General features: G+C 54.8%; 18 protein-coding genes. 13 read left to right on the top strand and 5 right to left on the bottom strand.

The window, feature by feature from the left end; all coding sequences use genetic code 11:
- Positions 1–2: 2 nt before the first annotated feature.
- The 3 genes from ACP5OT_RS16505 to ACP5OT_RS16495 all read left to right on the top strand — a co-directional run bounded on the left by ACP5OT_RS16505 (position 3) and on the right by ACP5OT_RS16495 (position 1,996).
- Entirely contained in the window at positions 3–1,091 is a 1,089-nt protein-coding gene (locus ACP5OT_RS16505; protein WP_428132757.1) for a Gfo/Idh/MocA family protein, read from the top strand.
- A gap of 231 nt (positions 1,092–1,322) precedes the next feature.
- The gene (locus ACP5OT_RS16500) at positions 1,323–1,634 is read left to right on the top strand and encodes an ArsR/SmtB family transcription factor (protein WP_287908626.1); all 312 of its coding nucleotides are present in this window, start codon (positions 1,323–1,325) and stop codon (positions 1,632–1,634) included.
- Positions 1,631–1,996 (top strand): hypothetical protein, encoded by a 366-nt coding sequence (locus tag ACP5OT_RS16495; protein WP_424677177.1) that lies wholly within the window; start codon positions 1,631–1,633, stop codon positions 1,994–1,996. Before ACP5OT_RS16500 ends, ACP5OT_RS16495 begins: the two co-directional genes overlap by 4 nt.
- Before the next feature lie 73 nt (positions 1,997–2,069).
- Here ACP5OT_RS16495 and fusA read toward each other — a convergent pair whose 3' ends face one another.
- The 3 genes from fusA to ACP5OT_RS16480 form a co-directional block, all read right to left on the bottom strand.
- Positions 2,070–4,181 carry an elongation factor G gene (gene fusA / locus ACP5OT_RS16490; protein WP_424677178.1) on the bottom strand — a complete coding sequence of 704 codons (2,112 nt, stop codon included), beginning with the start codon at positions 4,179–4,181 and terminating at the stop codon, positions 2,070–2,072.
- A gap of 171 nt (positions 4,182–4,352) precedes the next feature.
- Positions 4,353–4,808: a universal stress protein gene (locus ACP5OT_RS16485; RefSeq protein WP_424677179.1), complete on the bottom strand. Its 456-nt coding sequence runs from the start codon at positions 4,806–4,808 to the stop codon at positions 4,353–4,355.
- Positions 4,809–4,832: 24 nt separating this feature from the next.
- Positions 4,833–5,162, bottom strand: a complete 330-nt coding sequence (locus tag ACP5OT_RS16480; protein WP_287908614.1) for a hypothetical protein — start codon at positions 5,160–5,162, stop codon at positions 4,833–4,835.
- Positions 5,163–5,425: 263 nt separating this feature from the next.
- On the opposite strand from ACP5OT_RS16480, the gene mscL reads away from it, so the two are divergent.
- Positions 5,426–5,839 (top strand): large conductance mechanosensitive channel protein MscL, encoded by a 414-nt coding sequence (mscL, locus tag ACP5OT_RS16475; RefSeq protein ID WP_424677180.1) that lies wholly within the window; start codon positions 5,426–5,428, stop codon positions 5,837–5,839.
- A gap of 54 nt (positions 5,840–5,893) precedes the next feature.
- Here mscL and ACP5OT_RS16470 read toward each other — a convergent pair whose 3' ends face one another.
- Both ACP5OT_RS16470 and ACP5OT_RS16465 read right to left on the bottom strand, forming a co-directional pair.
- Positions 5,894–7,006, bottom strand: a complete 1,113-nt coding sequence (locus tag ACP5OT_RS16470; protein ID WP_424677181.1) for a sugar phosphate nucleotidyltransferase — start codon at positions 7,004–7,006, stop codon at positions 5,894–5,896.
- Positions 7,007–7,119: 113 nt separating this feature from the next.
- Positions 7,120–8,091, bottom strand: coding sequence for a GDP-mannose 4,6-dehydratase (locus tag ACP5OT_RS16465; protein WP_424677182.1), 972 nt, complete (start codon positions 8,089–8,091; stop codon positions 7,120–7,122).
- A 255-nt stretch (positions 8,092–8,346) separates the two neighbouring features.
- Between ACP5OT_RS16465 and ACP5OT_RS16460 the strand changes: the two genes are divergently transcribed.
- The 9 genes from ACP5OT_RS16460 to ACP5OT_RS16420 all read left to right on the top strand — a co-directional run bounded on the left by ACP5OT_RS16460 (position 8,347) and on the right by ACP5OT_RS16420 (position 17,089).
- Positions 8,347–9,294 (top strand): MerR family transcriptional regulator, encoded by a 948-nt coding sequence (locus tag ACP5OT_RS16460; protein WP_424677183.1) that lies wholly within the window; start codon positions 8,347–8,349, stop codon positions 9,292–9,294.
- A gap of 123 nt (positions 9,295–9,417) precedes the next feature.
- Entirely contained in the window at positions 9,418–10,413 is a 996-nt protein-coding gene (locus ACP5OT_RS16455) for a phytoene/squalene synthase family protein (protein WP_424677184.1), read from the top strand.
- Positions 10,414–10,500: 87 nt separating this feature from the next.
- Positions 10,501–11,028, top strand: a complete 528-nt coding sequence (locus tag ACP5OT_RS16450) for a DUF2085 domain-containing protein (RefSeq protein WP_424677185.1) — start codon at positions 10,501–10,503, stop codon at positions 11,026–11,028.
- Positions 11,029–11,220: 192 nt separating this feature from the next.
- Complete coding sequence (locus tag ACP5OT_RS16445) at positions 11,221–12,423, top strand: trypsin-like peptidase domain-containing protein (RefSeq protein ID WP_424677186.1); 1,203 nt, start codon at positions 11,221–11,223, stop codon at positions 12,421–12,423.
- 129 nt (positions 12,424–12,552) lie between these two features.
- Positions 12,553–13,860: a histidinol dehydrogenase gene (gene hisD, locus ACP5OT_RS16440; RefSeq protein ID WP_424677187.1), complete on the top strand. Its 1,308-nt coding sequence runs from the start codon at positions 12,553–12,555 to the stop codon at positions 13,858–13,860.
- A gap of 1 nt (position 13,861) precedes the next feature.
- Positions 13,862–14,119, top strand: a complete 258-nt coding sequence (locus ACP5OT_RS16435) for a YggT family protein (protein ID WP_012616217.1) — start codon at positions 13,862–13,864, stop codon at positions 14,117–14,119.
- Between the two features lie 127 nt (positions 14,120–14,246).
- Entirely contained in the window at positions 14,247–15,902 is a 1,656-nt protein-coding gene (locus ACP5OT_RS16430; RefSeq protein ID WP_424677188.1) for a spermidine synthase, read from the top strand.
- A gap of 322 nt (positions 15,903–16,224) precedes the next feature.
- A complete protein-coding gene (locus tag ACP5OT_RS16425) occupies positions 16,225–16,731 on the top strand; it encodes an HNH endonuclease (protein ID WP_041470365.1) in 507 nt (168 codons plus the stop codon).
- Positions 16,718–17,089, top strand: coding sequence for a YraN family protein (locus ACP5OT_RS16420; protein WP_424677189.1), 372 nt, complete (start codon positions 16,718–16,720; stop codon positions 17,087–17,089). The genes ACP5OT_RS16425 and ACP5OT_RS16420 overlap by 14 nt, the downstream gene beginning before the upstream one ends.
- Positions 17,090–17,443: the final 354 nt, after the last annotated feature.

Here is a 17,443-nt window from a genome sequence, read left to right as displayed (position 1 = left end):
CGATCCAACAACTTCGCGTACTCTGCGCCCTTCGCGCCTTTGCGTTAATTGTGTTACGAAGTAGACTTATGATCGGAATTATCGGTACCGGTTGGGGTACACGTGTACAAGTACCGGCATTTCGCGCAGCCGGGTTGGTCGTGACGGCGTTGGCCGGTAGTAATTCGGCTAAGACCGCGCGGATCGCCCAAGAGCTGGACGTTCCCTTTGCGACTGCCAACTGGCGTGAAGTATTGGAACGAGACGATGTACGGTTAGTGAGTATTGTTACTCCACCGTACTTGCACCGCGAAATGGCGGAAGCGGCATTAGCTGCCGGTAAGCATGTGTTATGTGAAAAGCCAACAGCGTTGAACACCGCTGAAGCAGAAGCGATGATGGCGGCATCCCAAGCGCATCCCTCCCAATTAGCCCTTATTGATCACGAACTCCGCTTCTTGCCGGCGGTGCAGGTAATGCGAGCACGAGTTGTGTACGGCGATATCGGTGAAGTACGTGCGGCTGAGGTGCGTTTTGTTTCAAGTAGTCGCGCTGATCCGCATCGTCAGTGGGATTGGTGGAGTGAACGTGCTGCCGGTGGTGGCGTGTTGGGGGCGATTGGCTCGCATCAGATCGATCTGTTGCGTTTCATCCTAGCCGCTGAAGTGACGCAGGCGCAGGGGGTGGTGCAAACCTTTATCACGCAGCGGCCTGATACTGCCGGTGCGCTGCGCCCCGTGACCAGCGATGACTATACTGCGGCGACGCTGCGGTTTGCGAGTGGCGCAGCGGCAACGTTGACGGCGACGGTCGTGGCGCGGACGAATGAGCCGCTCTCGGTGACGGTCTATGGCAGCGCCGGTACGTTGCGCTTCAGCGATGGTCGTTTGTTTATCAGTACCGGTGATACCTTCCATGACATTACCCCACCGCATACGGTCGATCTGCCGGCCTCGCTGATCGGTGAGTTTCCGCAGGGCACCGTCTATCTCGGTCATGCGTTGCGCGCGGCGTTGGCCGGTCAATACGAAGCGATTGCACCGGCAGCGAATTTTGGCGATGGCCTTGCGATTCAGCGGGTGTTAGACGCGATTCGTGGGGAAGACGCCTAAGAGACGGTACGGTCTACGGTACAGTTATGATTGAACGTGAGGGAGGATTTCCCTCGCGTTTCTTGTTTGTCGGCGCGATTGCCGTTTAGCACAGCAAGAGAGCATCAGTATCTGAAACTGAAAGCTTCTCACAAACCGTGATGCTGCTAAGAAGTGATTCACCCTCTTCTCCCCTTGACAATCGCCCCTTCACCGTCGTACAGTAAGGTACACGCGGAAAGGAGGCCGACGATGGCGACGGCACACCAACGTATGCTTGAACAAGATGATCGACGGTTGGCGCTGCTTTGCAAAGCGCTCAGCCATCCTGCGCGTGTACAAATCCTTCGCTATGTTATGCGTCATCCTGGCTGTATTGGCAACCAAATTTTATTGCACATGCCCGACGACGGCCCTCACGCGCAGTCCACGATTTCCCAGCATTTACGTGTTCTCCGCGACGCCGGCCTCATCGAAGCCTACGATGACGGCGCGGCGGTCTGCCACTATGTGAATCCTGACAATCTCGTGTGGTTGCGCACCTATCTGGAACAACTGGTATGACGGCATCTCTTATGGCGATCCTTGACGAGCAACTGGCTGCCGCCGAGCAAGCGGTGATGGCGAGCACCGGTGGTGCTGCGTGGTGTCAGTTACAGCGTGACGGCTGGGTAACAGGCGGGGTTAAGTACGACGAAGGGCGGTTAGCCGCTTTGATGGCGATCCGGCGTCGTTGGCGTACCGGCGATCCGACAGCGTGGGTACAGTTGCTCGTTGATGAATTACAACAGTGGCAGCAGGGTTTGGCCGATGTGCAGAAGCAACCAAAACCTGCGCTGCCGTGGCTGGCTTACCGGCAGGGTGGGGTTGATGCGTTAACGATGTTGTACGAAGCAGTGCAAAACACGCTTATTCGGCCAGCGTGACGTGATGGCAGATACCTATCGCCATCCATAAGCGGGGCGGCCGGTACAACCGCCCCGTTTACGTTATAAATCGCTAATGGCTATGGGCCGCCTCTAGTTCCTTCTTGTATGCTTCGACGATCTGGTTCACCAGATGCGGTGGTACCTCTTCATAACCGGCAAAGCTAATTGAGAAGCGGCCGCGTCCCTGCGTCATGCCCCGTAAATCGGTAGCGTAGCGCTGAATCTCGGCGAGTGGTGCCTGCGCGTGAATGACCGTCTTACCGTTGCCGTGCGGCATCATCCCTTGCACGCGGCCACGGCGCGTACTCATATCGCTCATCACGTCGCCGGCGTACTGGTCGGGAACGATGATCTCCATATTGTAGATCGGTTCGAGGATGATCACCCCGGCTTTTTGTGCAGCAATCCGAAATGCCTCTTTCGCCGCTGTCTTAAAGGCGATCTCCTTCGAGTCAACCGGATGTTCTTTGCCATCGAAGACAGCAGCTCGAACATCAACGACCGGGTTGCCCGAAATAATCCCTTCTTCCATCGCCTCACGAATACCCTTCTCGATGGCCGGCATGAAGCCACGTGAAATGACACCACCTACGATCTCGTTCACAAACTCAAGCGGATCTTCGCGGTTAGGATCGGGTGGGAGCGGTTCAACGCGCAGCGACACATCGGCAAACTGGCCGGCACCACCGGTCTGTTTCTTGTGGCGGTATTGGCCTGTCGCAATCGAGCGAATCGTTTCGCGGTACGGAATGCGCGGCAGCTCAAGGTCGATATTCACGTCGAACTTACGCTTCATCCGTTCGGCGACGATCTGCAAGTGGGTTTCGCTCAGGCCGCTGAGGAGCGCTTCGCCGGTACGTGGGTCACGTGATACGTGTAGCGAGGGATCCTCTTCAATCATGCGGCTCAGAGCCGAACTCAGCTTATCGAGATCGGAGCGACTACGCGGCTTAACCGTAGCAATAAACGCCGGCACCGGGAACTCGATTGGTGGGAGGGCCAATGGACGTGATGGCAGACAGAGGGTGTCATTTGTTTGGGTGTCACCGAGCTTGGTCAGCAAACCGATGTCACCGGGACCAACCGCTTCAACCTCGATCTGCTCTTTGCCTCGAACAATGTAGACGTGTCCGATCCGTTCTTCTTTCCGAGTTCGTGCATTGATCAGCGTCATACCGGCTCGCACTTCACCGGCGAAGACACGGAAATAGCTCAACTTGCCATACGTATCGGCGACTGTCTTAAAGACCAGTGCTGCGAGCGGCACACTGCGATCAGGACGCAGTTCAATCTCTGTTTCACTGTTTAGATCGGTTGCCGTCGTCGTCTTGCGACCGGCCGAGGGGATCGAGTCGATAATCCCGTTGAGCAATTGGGCAATCCCAACGACCTCGGTAGCCGAACCACAGAAGACCGGCACAATCGTACCGTCGGCGATACCCGTGCGGAGACCGAGCAGCAGCTCCTCGCGGGTAAGCGCATCTTCACCACCTTCAAGGTAGCGTTCGATCAGATGATCGTTGGTTGCGGCAATTTTATCAATCAGGGCCGTGCGCCACTCGTGCATCAGAGTGTCAAGTTCAGCGGGCACATCGGCCTCGATATAGCCACCGTCATGCTTCGGGCTGGTCAGCCATGCCCGTTGTTGGCGCAGCGAGATAATACCTTTGAAGTCTTTACCGCTGCCGATAGGGATTTGCAACGGAATAACCGCAGCATCGAGGATCTCACGCGCCTGCTCGATCACGCGGTAGAAATTCGCATTATCGCGGTCGACCTTGTTAACGAACAAGATGCGGGGAATGCGCTGCTGAGCTGCCATCTCCCAGAACAGTTCAGTCCCCACTTCAACACCGGCGCTAGCATCGATGACGATCAACGCTCCATCGATCACGCGCATCGCTGCTGCTGCCTCACCGGCAAAATCGGCCGCACCGGGCACGTCAATCAGGTTGATCTTATCACCATTCCATTCCAACGGGAGCACACTCAGCGAAATAGACATCCCGCGTCGGTGCTCGTCGGGGTCGTAGTCACTGGTGGTTGACCCGTCCTCGACGCGCCCCATCCGCGGGATGACGTGGGCGGTCATCAGCATTGCCTCGGCCAGCGTTGTCTTCCCGCTGCCGAGGTGACCGAATATGCCGATGTTGTGAATCCTTTCCGATTCGAACGCTCGCATGGCTGTCCTCCTTGACGCAAGCCCGCGCCCGATGGGCGTGTGCTGGAAAGGAAAAAAGTATTGTTAAGAACAGATTATCAGAGTGATGACGGTTGCGTCAATAGGTGACAGCACAACACAGCTTTTGCACACCCAATTCACAGGGTGAACTTTTGTTACAAGAGCTGCGACTTACGCTTTCACCTCCTTCGGCCGAATCACCAGTACCGGCGTTGGTGCGACTTGCACTACCTTCTGAGTAACGCTGCCAAACACCCAGCGGCTCAGTCCGCTACGGCCATGGGTAGCAATCACGATCAAATCGACATCATGGTGTGCGGCGTAGTCAATGATGGCTTCAGCCGGTGGCAAAGCACTAATCTCGATATGCACCTTATAGCCTTCGCCTTGGAATTGTTTGGCAATGTGTTGTAAATACTCCATTGCCTCTTGTTCCATAACGCTAATCGCATCGGCGGTAGTAGCCAGCATCCCGCTGTAATCGACACTGGTCGTAAAGATCGGTGGTACTGCACGAAGCAGAGTAATCTGCTTGGTACCTTCATCAGCGGCAAGTGCATGGACATGCGGTAATACCTGCTCGGCAAGAGGCGAGCCATCAAGTGGGACGAGAATGTGGCGGTACATAGCAACCTCCTTGTTGCTGTCTCATTACGATCCAGGATCGTCGAGTGGACGAGGGTTCCAACGTCGGTGGCCTTCGATGACTTGAGCTAAGCTGCCGTCGGCATTCAGCAAGAGACGGAGTGAACGGCGCAGATCGCAGCTTGGGATCGTGCAGACGGACGGATCGGCCATAGCATACGGGCATTCACCAACATTTTGGCAACGTGCCACCGAGACGGCGTAACGTGGACTGCCCGGTGGCCCGTCGAGGGTTCGTAGGATTAGTGGTGCATATTGTAAGTCAGGCGCGATGGTACGTAGATGTGCGCGCGCTCGAGCAATCATTGGATGCGGTGGTCGTTTTGGTCTTGCCATGTTCCAATCCTTCCCCACTGGAATCACGTGTAGTCGATGATACTATGTACACGTTATCACAAATTCAGCACGGATCAGGATCATACTTCACAACCGTCTGTGAAAATTTTTAGACTAATGTTCAATAGGTAACGGATCAACTTTTACTGGTAAAGACATGTGTTGAGCGATCGCAATCGTTCTACCGTGAAACGTCGTCCCATACGTGGCTATTTCGTCATCGGTAGTTAGCTTAGTCAGTATTAGTGAAAGGGGGTAATTCAGTGATCAACGAATTTCGAACCTTTATTAGCCGGGGGAATGTTCTCGATCTCGCGGTGGGTGTGATTATCGGTGCAGCATTTACCGCGATTATCAATTCGTTCGTCAACGACATCATCAATCCACTGCTTGGCCTACTGCTAGGGGGGCGGGCCGATATGAGTAACTATTTCTTACCACTTGCCGGTCAGACGGCAACAACACTGGTCGAAGCACGGGCGGCGGGGCCAGTATTGGCGTATGGGTCATTTCTCAATGCAGTAATCAATTTTCTCTTCGTAGCTTTCGTGATTTTTTTGATTGTGCGAACGGCTAACCGGTTCAACACGAGACCGGCGGAGCCACCTGCTCCGCCTCAACTAACACCAAGCGAGCGGTTATTGGCTGAGATTCGCGATCTTCTAGCGCAGCGTTGAACAACAAAACGGGATGCCGAACATCACGCTGTTCGGTATCCCGTGGCAAGACTACTAAAACGAGATGGCTCGGTCGCCGAGAGTCGTACCTGGCCAGATGCGAATGCCACGTTCAAGGCGGTTTTCTTGCCCAATGTGGCACTCATCGCTGATAATCGTGCCGTCGGTGATGTGAGAACCTTCGCCAATCCGGTTGCCGGACCCCAACACACAATTGCGCAGAGTCACGCCTTCTTCGATCACGTTGCGTTCCCACATCACAACGCCCTCGATTTGACACTCAGGACCAATTTCGCACTGTTCACCGATCACCGTTGGGCCGATAATGCGTGTCCCGCGACCAACCCGGGTGCCGTGACCGATAACAACCGGACCAACAATTTGAGCACTTGCATGAATATCCACTTCCCCTTCTACCCAGATACGTTCACCTACTTGTTGGCCGCGAAAATGATACTGAACTTTGCCGATCAAAATATCGTGATGCACATCGAGATATGTCTGCGGCTTGCCGATATCGGTCCAGTAGGCGCGCGACGGAAAGCCGTACATGGGGTCACCGGTCTGAAGCACAACCGGGAAGAGGCCACGTTCAAACATATAGAACTGATTGGGCGGCACGTAGCGAAAGATCTCTGGTTCGATCAGATACGTTCCGGCATTAACAAAATTGGTCGTAATATCCTCAAGACGCGGTTTTTCCAGAAACCGGCGCACACGTCCGTCGCGGTCGGTTTCAACCAAACCGAATTGAGTCGGATCATCAACCGGCGTGAGCGAGATCGTTACTTTACTGCCCCGTTCACGGTGAAAATCGAGCATTGCCTTCAGATCGAGATCGGTCATCACATCGCCGTTAAAAATGAACGTTGTTCCATCGAGCAAATGTTCGACGTGCTTAACAGCGCCGGCAGTACCACGCGGTTCAGGCTCTTCCACGATGTGGAGCCGCATATCGAAACGCGAACCATCACCGAGGGCGGTACGGAAGCGGTCGGCCAGATACTGAACGGCCAGGATCACTTCGCGGATGCCGTAATCGCGCAGTCGGAGCAACATCCATTCGATAAACGGCTGATTGACCAGTGGTAGCATTGGTTTGGGTGTGCGGCAGGTAAGCGGACGCAAACGTGTGCCCTGGCCGCCAACGAGGATTACTGCTTTCATAGCTCACACTTCTCGTGAAACAACAATGCCACTATCAGTTAAAGATGGGCACAATATAGCGCCACTATACCACAAACAGCTTACGAGACAGCGGCTGCTTAGTGACGATTTTCTTAAGTAGTAGCCAGTGCTTCGGCGCGAACTCGTTGTCGCCAGTAGGTTAAAATATCGTGCAACGTTTCGGCCAACGTGTAGCGTGGTTCCCAGCCGGTACGAGCACGAAGACGGCTCGCATCACACACGACAAGGGGAATATCAATAGGGCGCATTAATTCGGGATTAAGGCGGACTTCGACTGGTACAGCGCATTCGGCCAGCAGCATATCGAGCAACTCGCGGATCATCACCGCTCTGCCCGATCCGACATTATAGACTGCGCCACTCTCGCCGTGTTCGGCCAAGAGGGCATAGGCCGCTACGACATCACGCACATCGGAAAAATCACGTTGGGCGGCCAAATTACCGACTTGCACAACTGGAGGTTGCAATCCAAGCTCAATGCGGGCGATTTGGCGGGCAAAGGCGGCCGTGACGAAGCGTTCGTTTTGGCGTGGCCCGATATGGGTAAATGGCCGTACTCGTACCAGATCGAGGCCATGGCTGTAATGATACTGCAAGGCTAGTAGGCTCTGAGCGGCTTTGCTGACACCATACGGGCTGGTTGGGCGTAAAGGGGTATCTTCATCGATTGGTAAATCGGCGGGATCGATCTTCCCATACTCTTCATTCGTGCCGATCACCAATACGCGGGTCGTCATTCGATACTCGATTAGGGTGAGAAAGATATGTAATGCGCCGAGGGTATTGGCGGCTAACGTTCCGGCCGGATCACGAAACGATTCGGGTACGAAGGGTTGGCCGGCTAAATGAAAAATCACATTGGGCCGCACCTGTACGATAGCCCGCATGGTCGCTTCGAGATCGGACAGATCGGCCTGCACCACCGGTACTTTGCTGGCTAGCTCCGGGAGGGTAATCGTTGCCGAACGAGACAATCCCCATACTTCCCAGCGTCCATCCGCTAGCAAATATTCGGCAAGATGACCACCGACAAAGCCATTGATCCCAGTAATCAGTGCCCGCATAGGTATTCTCGCATCCTACCATAGTGGAGGTAGAAATTATGTTGCATTTGTATGTGCATTTTATTGACAGTGATTGTGCAACATGCTACAATATTCACAACATTGTACCACGCCCGCTAGACTGTCTGTGCAGTCATGAAGCCTTTACCCGGCAATGTCGATGCAGGCAATGATCGTGGTACGGTAGGGGTTAGGTGTAAAGATTATGCGCCATCGCTACATCACCGTTTGAGCGCTGGGAAGGGTCGTCCAACGATGGCACCGCAACACTTTCTCTCCCAATTTTCAGACAAGCCGCGTTACAACACGAAGGCTGTCGCACAGGAGACAGGCGTGCCCGCCGACACTTTCCGCGCATGGGAACGACGTTACGGTATACCGCGTCCACAGCGCACTGAAGGCGGCCATCGCCTCTACTCCGAACGTGACATTGCCACAATTCGCTGGCTGCGGGATCGCACCGCCGAAGGGTTAACAATCAGCCAAGCGATTGCGCTCATGAATGATGGGAGCGAGACGGGACTCTCGTGGCTCAATACGGCTGTCGATACCGAGCCGCATACGTGGGAGCGGATGCAAGCGCGGATGATTAACGCGCTGACCGATTTCGATGCAACACGCGCCGAGCAGATATTGGGTGAAGCGTTCGCGCTTTATCCGCTTGAAGATGTCTTTTTGAAGTTGATTCAGCCGGTGATGATCGAGATCGGTGAACAGTGGCATGCCGGTCGCATTTCGGTTACGGCCGAGCATTTTGCGACCCAGTTTGTTCGGCGCAAACTGTCTAGTCTGTTCAATACCTATAACGTGACCGAAGGTCGTGGGTTGGTGGTTGTGGGGTGTGCGCCGAGCGAGCAACATGATTTGGGCGCATTGATGCTGGCCGTCTTTCTTGTGCGCCATGGCTGGCAGGTTGTGTATCTCGGTCCTGAAATACCGATCAGGGATTTGCTTGATGCGGTACGCCATGTTCAACCCGATCTGGTGTGCCTCTCGGCTTCAACCACTGAAACAGCTACGCAACTTCTTGAGATTGGTCGGGCTCTGCAACAACTACCACCACCTACACCCCTGTTTGGATACGGTGGCCGTGCGTTTAACCTCAACCCTGTGCTGATCCACAAGATGCCGGGAACGTTTCTAGGTCGTGATGCGCAAGAAGCTGTCGAAAACGTTGCATCACTCCTGAGTCGCAGTCGCTGATAGGTCGTTGTTGTCCAAGCGTTATTGTCTGCTAAGACAATAACGCTTGCCTTGCTCTTGTCTGCGTGAGTAAAATTGCGTATAGTAAAAGCAAGTGTGACTATGTGACAAAAGGAGTGCGGTGTGTCGTTGAATTCAATCTCGATTATCACGCGCGGGAACGGACTGCCGGTTAGCCAAGCACTGCCGGCAGACGAGCAGCTTGCTCAGCTCTTTCATCTCAGCGATGCACCTTCCTCGTCGAGTGCCGACCAACTGCCACCGCCGCGAGTTCGTTCACTGGCAGAGGCGTATGCCTTCTGTGATGAGGTGATCCGCCGTCACTCCAAGAGCTTTTTCTTTAGTACCCAGTTCTTGCCGCCACCACAACGACGAGCTGTGCGAGCGTTGTATGCGTTCTGTCGCACAACTGATGATACGGTTGATATGGCGAGTTCTGATCCGGCAAGGGCATTAGCCGAATGGGTGCGCGTGGCTCGTCGTCCGTGTCTCGATACGGTACACCCGGTCTTGTTGGCATGGGCCGATACTTGTCAGCGGTATAACCTTTCCCCACATCTCATCGATGAGTTGTTGGCCGGAGTAGCGATGGATCTGACGATCTCACGCTATGCCACGTTTGCCGATCTGTGGCTCTATTGCTACCGGGTAGCATCGGTGGTGGGGCTGTTGGTGATAGGGATTACCGGTGCTGCGCCCGGAGCGACACCATACGCGATTAAGTTAGGCGTGGCCTTGCAGTTGACGAATATCCTGCGCGATGTTGGTGAGGATGCCAATCGTGGGCGGGTATATCTGCCGCTCGATGAGCTGGCCCGCTTTGGTTTGACTGCCGATGATATTCTGGCCCGGGTCTACGATGAGCGTTTCATTGCGTTGATGAAGTTTCAAATCGAACGTACCCATCGTTTGTACGATGAGAGTTGGCCCGGTATTGCCCTCTTACCACCTGAAGTGCGACTAGCAGTGGCAGCCGCAGCGCGCGTCTACCGCGGTATCCTTGATAAAATCGTTGCGAACCGGTATGATTCCTACGACTGCCGTGCGTATCTGTCACTGCGCGAGAAGGTGGCACGTTTGCCCGGTATTTGGTGGGATGTGCGTCAATTGGGTAGGTAGAGGTGAGGTTCACGCTTTGCCGGTGATGTTTGTGCTAGCTAGATGCATTGCCGTACTACTCTTCATCGTTGTGATTGAGATACCACTATGACTGCACAAGTTCTTGCCACGCAACCGCCGATACGTTCATGGCCGCGTTGGATGTTCGATCTGTTGCTATGGATTTTATTCCTCGGCCCGCTCGCCTCACCTCTATTCCGCGCTACCGGTTTACCACTGGTGAGTGATACCGGTGCCTTAGCCCGTGATGTGCTGGCAACGTTCATCTGTCCGACGCCGGAACGTTCCTTCTTCTTATTCGGTTGGCCGATGGCTGTTTGCGCACGATGCTGGGGAGCAACCATTGGGCTGTGGTGGGCACGGCTAAGCGTCGGTGAGCGTGCGCCATCGCTGTTGGTGTGGTATCGCACGTTAGTATGGCCATGGCGTTTGGTCTTGGCTGCGCTTCCCTTCTTGCTCTGGCCGCTTGAAATTATTGGTCATTACAGCGGTTGGTGGTTTGCTCCGCTGTGGCTTTTGCTACTCAACGGTATGCAAGCCGGATTTGCCGCCGGTCTCTTTTTTGCCTCAGTTTGGCCCGGTTTCTGGCCGCAACCGCACGCAATGCGGGTATAAACGGGCTTGCAAAGGTCTGGTTGCGTAATTCGTCTTCCAGGGAGAACGTCGATTAGTACGGTAGACGATAGCGCGTTTTGCCAAGTGTAGATAGAAATTTGGTAATGTAGGGGCACGGCCTGCCGTGCCCCTATATTTAAGTGTTGGATCAAGGTTTGCAACGGTTTTCATTTCATACCTCGGAGATTGCCCATGCGCCGTATCATTTCGCTCTTGCTGTTGGCCGTGCTTATGAGTTGTACGCGCCCCGATATTCCTGCTTCACCTATCGCCCAGGCCCCAACGCCAACCGCACCACCGGTACGCCCAACCGATGCTCCGTTGCCACCTATTCAGGCGCCTATGCCGACGACGAGTACCGAGGTGGCGTTTACCGAATATGAGCAGCGTTTGATTATGCTCTACCAACAAGCAAGCCAAGCAGTCGTCAGTATCGATGTAGTGGTTGATCAGCGTGCGAATCTGCCACCAGGTCACCCACCAATTTCACCCGATGGTCCGACCGGACAAGGGTCTGGCTTTTTGTTTGATGCACAGGGGCATATTGTTACGAATCATCACGTCATCAACGGAGCATCACAGATCCAAGTCCGTTTTGCCAATGGGGCGACGGTTGTGGCCGATCTGATCGGGAGTGATCCCGATAGCGATTTAGCCGTCATTAAGGTGACCAGCCTGCCTGAAGGAATGCGACCGCTTCCACTCGGCGATAGCCGGTTGGTACACGTGGGGCAGATGGCGGTGGCGATTGGTAGCCCGTTTGGTCAGCCGAATACATTGACCGTTGGTGTGATTAGCGGCTTAGGGCGTACCCTGCGTGGGCCGAGCCGTGATTTTGGTTCGTTTAGTATTCCCAATGTAATCCAAACCGATGCCGCTATTAATCCCGGTAACTCTGGTGGTCCGCTGCTGAACCTCCGTGGTGAAGTGATCGGTGTCAATACCGCAATTAGCGTGAGCTTAGGAGGGAGCAGTTTTGAGGGGGTTGGTTATGCGGTATCGGCGCAGACGGTGGCGCGCGTTGTCCCGGCACTGATCACGCATGGGCGTTATGACCATCCATGGCTGGGCATCAGTATGACCACCATCGACACGTTATTTGCCAATCGCTTTGGATTACCGGTTAATCGTGGGGTGCTGATCGGTGTGGTGCAAGCCGACAGCCCGGCCGGCATGGTCGGCTTGCGTGGCGGAACGAGAGAAGCGACCTATCGTGGTTTGCCGGTTCTACTCGGTGGTGACATCATTTTGGCGTGTAATGACGTGCTGATCTTCTCAAGCGACCAATTGATAGGTCTACTCGACCAGTATCAAGTTGGTGATCAGGTGGTACTCACCATTCAACGTGACGGCGAGCAAATGCAAGTGACCGTTACCTTAGCAGCGCGCCCATAATCGATAAGGTGCGGTACAATGACAATACCATTGGTAAGCTGGGGTTTTGCATAGGCTGTACGCTTGGTTGCTCAACCCTGCTCCGCGGTGGGTGATTGGTCGCGAGCGAGAGTTGTAACGAGTAAAACCATGACCATTCCGATTATTACCGATCTTGCTGTTGCCCGTGCCGGGATCTTACGTCGTGCGTTCCTCGATGACGATACTGCTACGGTGACGACGGTTGCCGAGATTATTACTAACGTCCGGCAGCGTGGTGATGCTGCGTTGCACGAGTATACCCGTCGCTTCGACGGTGTCGACTGCGAGGTTATCGAGATCCCGCGTGAACGACTGGCAGCGGCAGCAGCCGATATCGATCAATCATTGCGGCAAGCATTGTTGTTAGCGATCAACGGGATTCGCCGCTTTCACGAGCGACAACTGCGCAACTCTTGGGTGGAGTTTAGCGTCGAAGGAGCATTAGGGCAGATTGTGCGACCGCTCGATCGGGTCGGGATATACGTGCCCGGTGGTGCAGCTCCCTTACCGTCGTCGCTGATCCACGCGGCAGTGCCGGCCCGGGTCGCCGGTGTGCGTGAGATTGTGGTCTGTTCACCACCACAACGCTCAACCGGTGAACCGGCGATGGCGGTTCTCGCGGCGGCGCATCTGGCCGGGGTTGACCGCTTCTTCGCCGTCGGTGGTGCGCAGGCGATAGCTGCCCTTGCTTACGGGACGGAAAGTGTGCCGCGTGTTGACGCAGTAGCCGGGCCGGGCAATCGTTACGTGATCCAAGCGATGCGGATGGTTTATGGAACGGTTGGGGTAGTGAGTTTGCCAGGACCAACAGAGACCCTCATCATCGCCGATCAGACAGCAAATCCCCGCTCAGTAGCGGCCGATCTGTTGGCACAGGCCGAGCATTTCGAGGCCAGCGCAATCTTGCTCACGCCCGATTGGGGGTTGGCCGAGCACGTGCAGCGCGAAGTGGAACGGCAATTAGCAGGGTTGCCGGCGGTGAATGCGCAGGCTGCCCGCGATGCGGTGACTCGGCGTGGTGGGATTGTCATTGTACCCGATCTGACAACGGCATTCGCATTAGCTAACGAATACGGCCCGGAACATCTCTGCTTACTGATCGCCGAACCATGGGCCTATGTTGGTGAAGTGCGGAATGCCGGTGGTATTTTTTTAGGTGAAAATTCGTTTGAAGTTCTCGGTGACTACGTGGCCGGCCCGTCACACATTATGCCGACCGAAGGCACGGCTCGTTATGCCTCGCCGGTCAACGTTGATAGTTTTCGGAAAGTGATCTCACTTGTTGGCCTCAATCGGGCCGGTTTGAAGCGGATTGGACCGGCGGCAATGCGAATTGCCGAAGCTGAAGGTCTCTTTGCACATGCGGCGGCGGTGCGGACTCGGCTGGAATCGCTCGACAACGACGGGAGGGAGTAACATGTCAGGCTTTTTGGTAAGCTTTGTTAGCATCCTGTTTACTGTGTTGTTTTATGCCATCTTAGGAAGAGTATTGGCTTCGTGGATCGATCCACAAGCTAACTTTCCGGTGACTCGTTTTTTGCATGAGATCACCGAACCGATTTTAGGTCCGATTCGCAGCATTATGCCGAATATTGGCATGTTCGATTTTTCGCCGATTGTGGCAATGTTGGTATTACAACTTCTTGAACGATTAATTATTAGTGCAATCAGATAAGGTGTAGAGGTACTATCATCTAGCCCATCTATAGAGATTACGGGAACGTTCCTCGTGCGATGTGTCGGTGTTTCCCGTCGCTAGAAGGTGATCATATCAACCATCTTGCGATTGATGAGATAGAAACATGACAAAAAAACAATTCGCGGTCGGTGAGCGATTGTTACTCGCCGTCGTCTTTCTTGCCGGGATCGGCACACTCGGGATCGAAATGGTGATGCCGCGTATGCTGGCCCCGTTTTTTGGCACCTCACAGCCGATCTGGGCGGTCGTCATTGGTATGACGCTCGTCTATTTGGCAATTGGGTACCGGTTGGGTGGTCTCGTTGCCGACCGTCGTCCCGATTGGCGCTTGCTGTTTCAATTGATCGGTTGGGCCGGGCTGAGCTGTGCGGTCATCCCATTTATCGCCCGTCCGATCTTGAGCACGGCTCAAGGTGCGTTGCGCAATGTCGCTGCCGGAGGGTTTCTGGCCGCACTCATCGGGGTCATCTTACTGTTTGCAATACCGGTGACATTAATGGCGATGGTTAGCCCCTTCGCCATTCGGTTGCAACTGCGCTACGCCGAGGATATTGAGCGAGCCGGTCGCACTGCCGGTACGATTTCGGCACTCTCAACAATTGGATCGATTGTTGGCACCTTCCTCACCGTCTTGGTGCTGATTCCGACTATCGGTGTTACCAGCACGCTGTTCCTCTTTGCCGGGTTCTTGGTTGTGCTCAGCCTCATCGGGTTGCGCGATCCGCGTGGGCTACTGTTGGTGATAACGGTGATTGTATTGGCCGGCGCGTACCAGCTTACAACCGGTGTCATCAAAGCAGCCGATTGCCGTAGTTGTCGCCTGATTGCCGAATTCGAGTCGGATTACAACTATATCCAAGTTGCCGAGCAAGAGCTCACGTACAGTAATGGCGTGGTCGATCGGCGGCGCGTGTTGATCCTCAACGAGGGCTTAGCGTTCCATTCGATCTACCGGCTTAAGTATCGCGAAACCGGTGATCCGCTCGATCTCCTCACCGATGGTGGGCCGTGGGACTACTTCACCGTTGCACCCTACCTCTATCCCGAGACCGACCCAGCAGATGTGCGTTCGCTAGCCCTCCTCGGCGCCGCTGCCGGTAGCATCGCCCAGCAGTTCTTAGCGATTTACGGCCCAGATACGATCATTGATGCTGTAGAAATCGATCGCAAAATCAGTGAAGTTGGGCGACGTTACTTTGATATGACCGATAGCAGCCCAAAAGCACCTTACTTCACCACCTACAACGAAGATGCGCGGTATTGGCTGGCAACGACTGACCGGCGTTACGACGTGATCGGGATGGATGCCTACCACCAGCCCTATATCCCGTTTCACTTGACCACCGTCGAGTTTTTTCGGGAGGTCAAAGCTAAACTCAATCCGCGTGGCGTTGCAGTCGTCAATGCCGGTCGACCGGCGAGCGGCGATGATAGGTTGGTGAATGCCTTAGCATCAACGATGTTGGCGGTCTTCCCCCAAGTGTATATCATCGATACACGCTTCAACAATGCGATCATCATTGGGGTCAATCAACCGGTTGGTGATGGTATTGTTCATTTCATCGAAAATGCCGCGCGTATTGATATACCGGCGCTGCAATTGGTGATGGCCTGGTCGCTCTATGAAGGTCGGTTTGGGCCACTGCGCGAATTCACACCGGAGATGGCCCAGTTCCGTCCGTTTACCGATGATCATGCCCCGGTTGAACAATTGATCGACGGTATTATCTTCAGCGAAGCAAATAAAATGGTGCGATAGTGGGTTGACAACAAAACGCGACGTATGTTACTTTTATATTGGCCCGTTAGGCTAGTTCAAATAAGGTCAAATTACATGGATTATTCGCCGTTGCAACATCGCTACTGTCAATGCTCGCCACCGGTCGGGCAAAACGCCTGCTATTGTGCGTCGCGATACCGCATTCAGCGCACAATGGGCGGTGACAGTGCGGCGTTGCGCGCGATTCGGGCTGTATCCTCCGCGAACCGCATCAGGCCGCTCTAGCGCGGGGCCATGACGCCCCCGGGCAAGAGCCTTTGTTATCGTGATAACATCGGTTCATGTTAAGGGGGGGTGTCACTTGGCACAGCGAGTCCTCGTTCTCAACGCAAGTTACGAGCCACTGCAACTGATTTCGGTACGGCGTGCGCTTATCCTCCTCTTGCAGGAAAAAGCCGAGTTGGTCGAAGCTGCTATGCAGCAGTTACGTGCTCAGTCGGTGACGTACAGTGTACCGCTGGTGATCCGTCTGGTACGCTACATCCGGATTCCGCGCCAACTGCGCTTGCCCTGCTCGCGGCGTGGCGTGTTTGCCCGCGATCGTGAGACATGCCAATATTGTGGCAAACAGCCGGGGCGGGCGTATTTGACGATGGATCACGTCATCCCGCGCTCACAAGGTGGGCAAACCACGTGGGAGAATGTCGTAACGGCTTGTCGTGATTGCAACCACCGTAAAGGTGGGCGAACGCCCGAACAGGCGAATATGGTGCTCCTCTCAACGCCGCGCCAACCGCAGTATCTGGCCTTTGCCCTGCTCGGTGAGCTTGAGCGGCACGATGTTTGGCGCAAATATGCCTACACCTAAGCGGCAGCTCGGAGATAGGGGTGAGCAGATAGCTGCTGCCTATCTCGAACAGTGTGGCTATACCATCATTGCGCGCAACTGGCGTTGTCGGAATGGTGAGATGGACTTGGTCGCTCGTGATGGCGACCACCTTGTGTTTGTTGAAGTGCGCACGCGCCGAGACGAATATGCGCTTGAGTCGCTCCTGTTGCGCAAACGACAGCGCTTGGTGACCCTCGCTTACCACTATCTGGCAGAACACGACGTGCCCGAAACAACCCCATGGCGGATCGATGTGATCGCACTGACCGTTGTGAGAAACCGATTGGTCGTTACCGATCACGTGATTGCGGCAATCGGTGAAGAGGGATGTGCGTAAACAGTTTACTACGTCTCTGCGGTGCTGTAATTGCGCGACGAAGCTCGCTCTAGATCAACCGTAGTGACCGAGCCCGCTAGGATCCTCGGTGCGAGTTGGTGCTGTTGGCAGTGGCGTTCGTCCCAATGTGTGAGTAGCCGTTGCCATGAGAGCTGGGTGGGTGCCATACTCATCTTCCGGGTGGAAGGTGAGGGAGCGCAATGGTTCATCCCTCACTCCTTCCACGCTAAGATTGCTTGGGCGCTGGTGCGCTCTCGCAATGACAGTGGGGCGCAGTACTATTTGTCATTGCGAGCGTATTGTCATTTCGAGCGTAGCGAGCAATCTTCCTCACTCCTTCCCCACGTTAGGATT

It is taken from the genome of Chloroflexus sp. (assembly GCF_049970315.1).
Classification (GTDB): Bacteria; Chloroflexota; Chloroflexia; order Chloroflexales; family Chloroflexaceae; genus Chloroflexus.
Note: the sequence above shows the minus strand (reverse complement) of the source record. Positions and strands in the feature narration are given on the sequence as shown.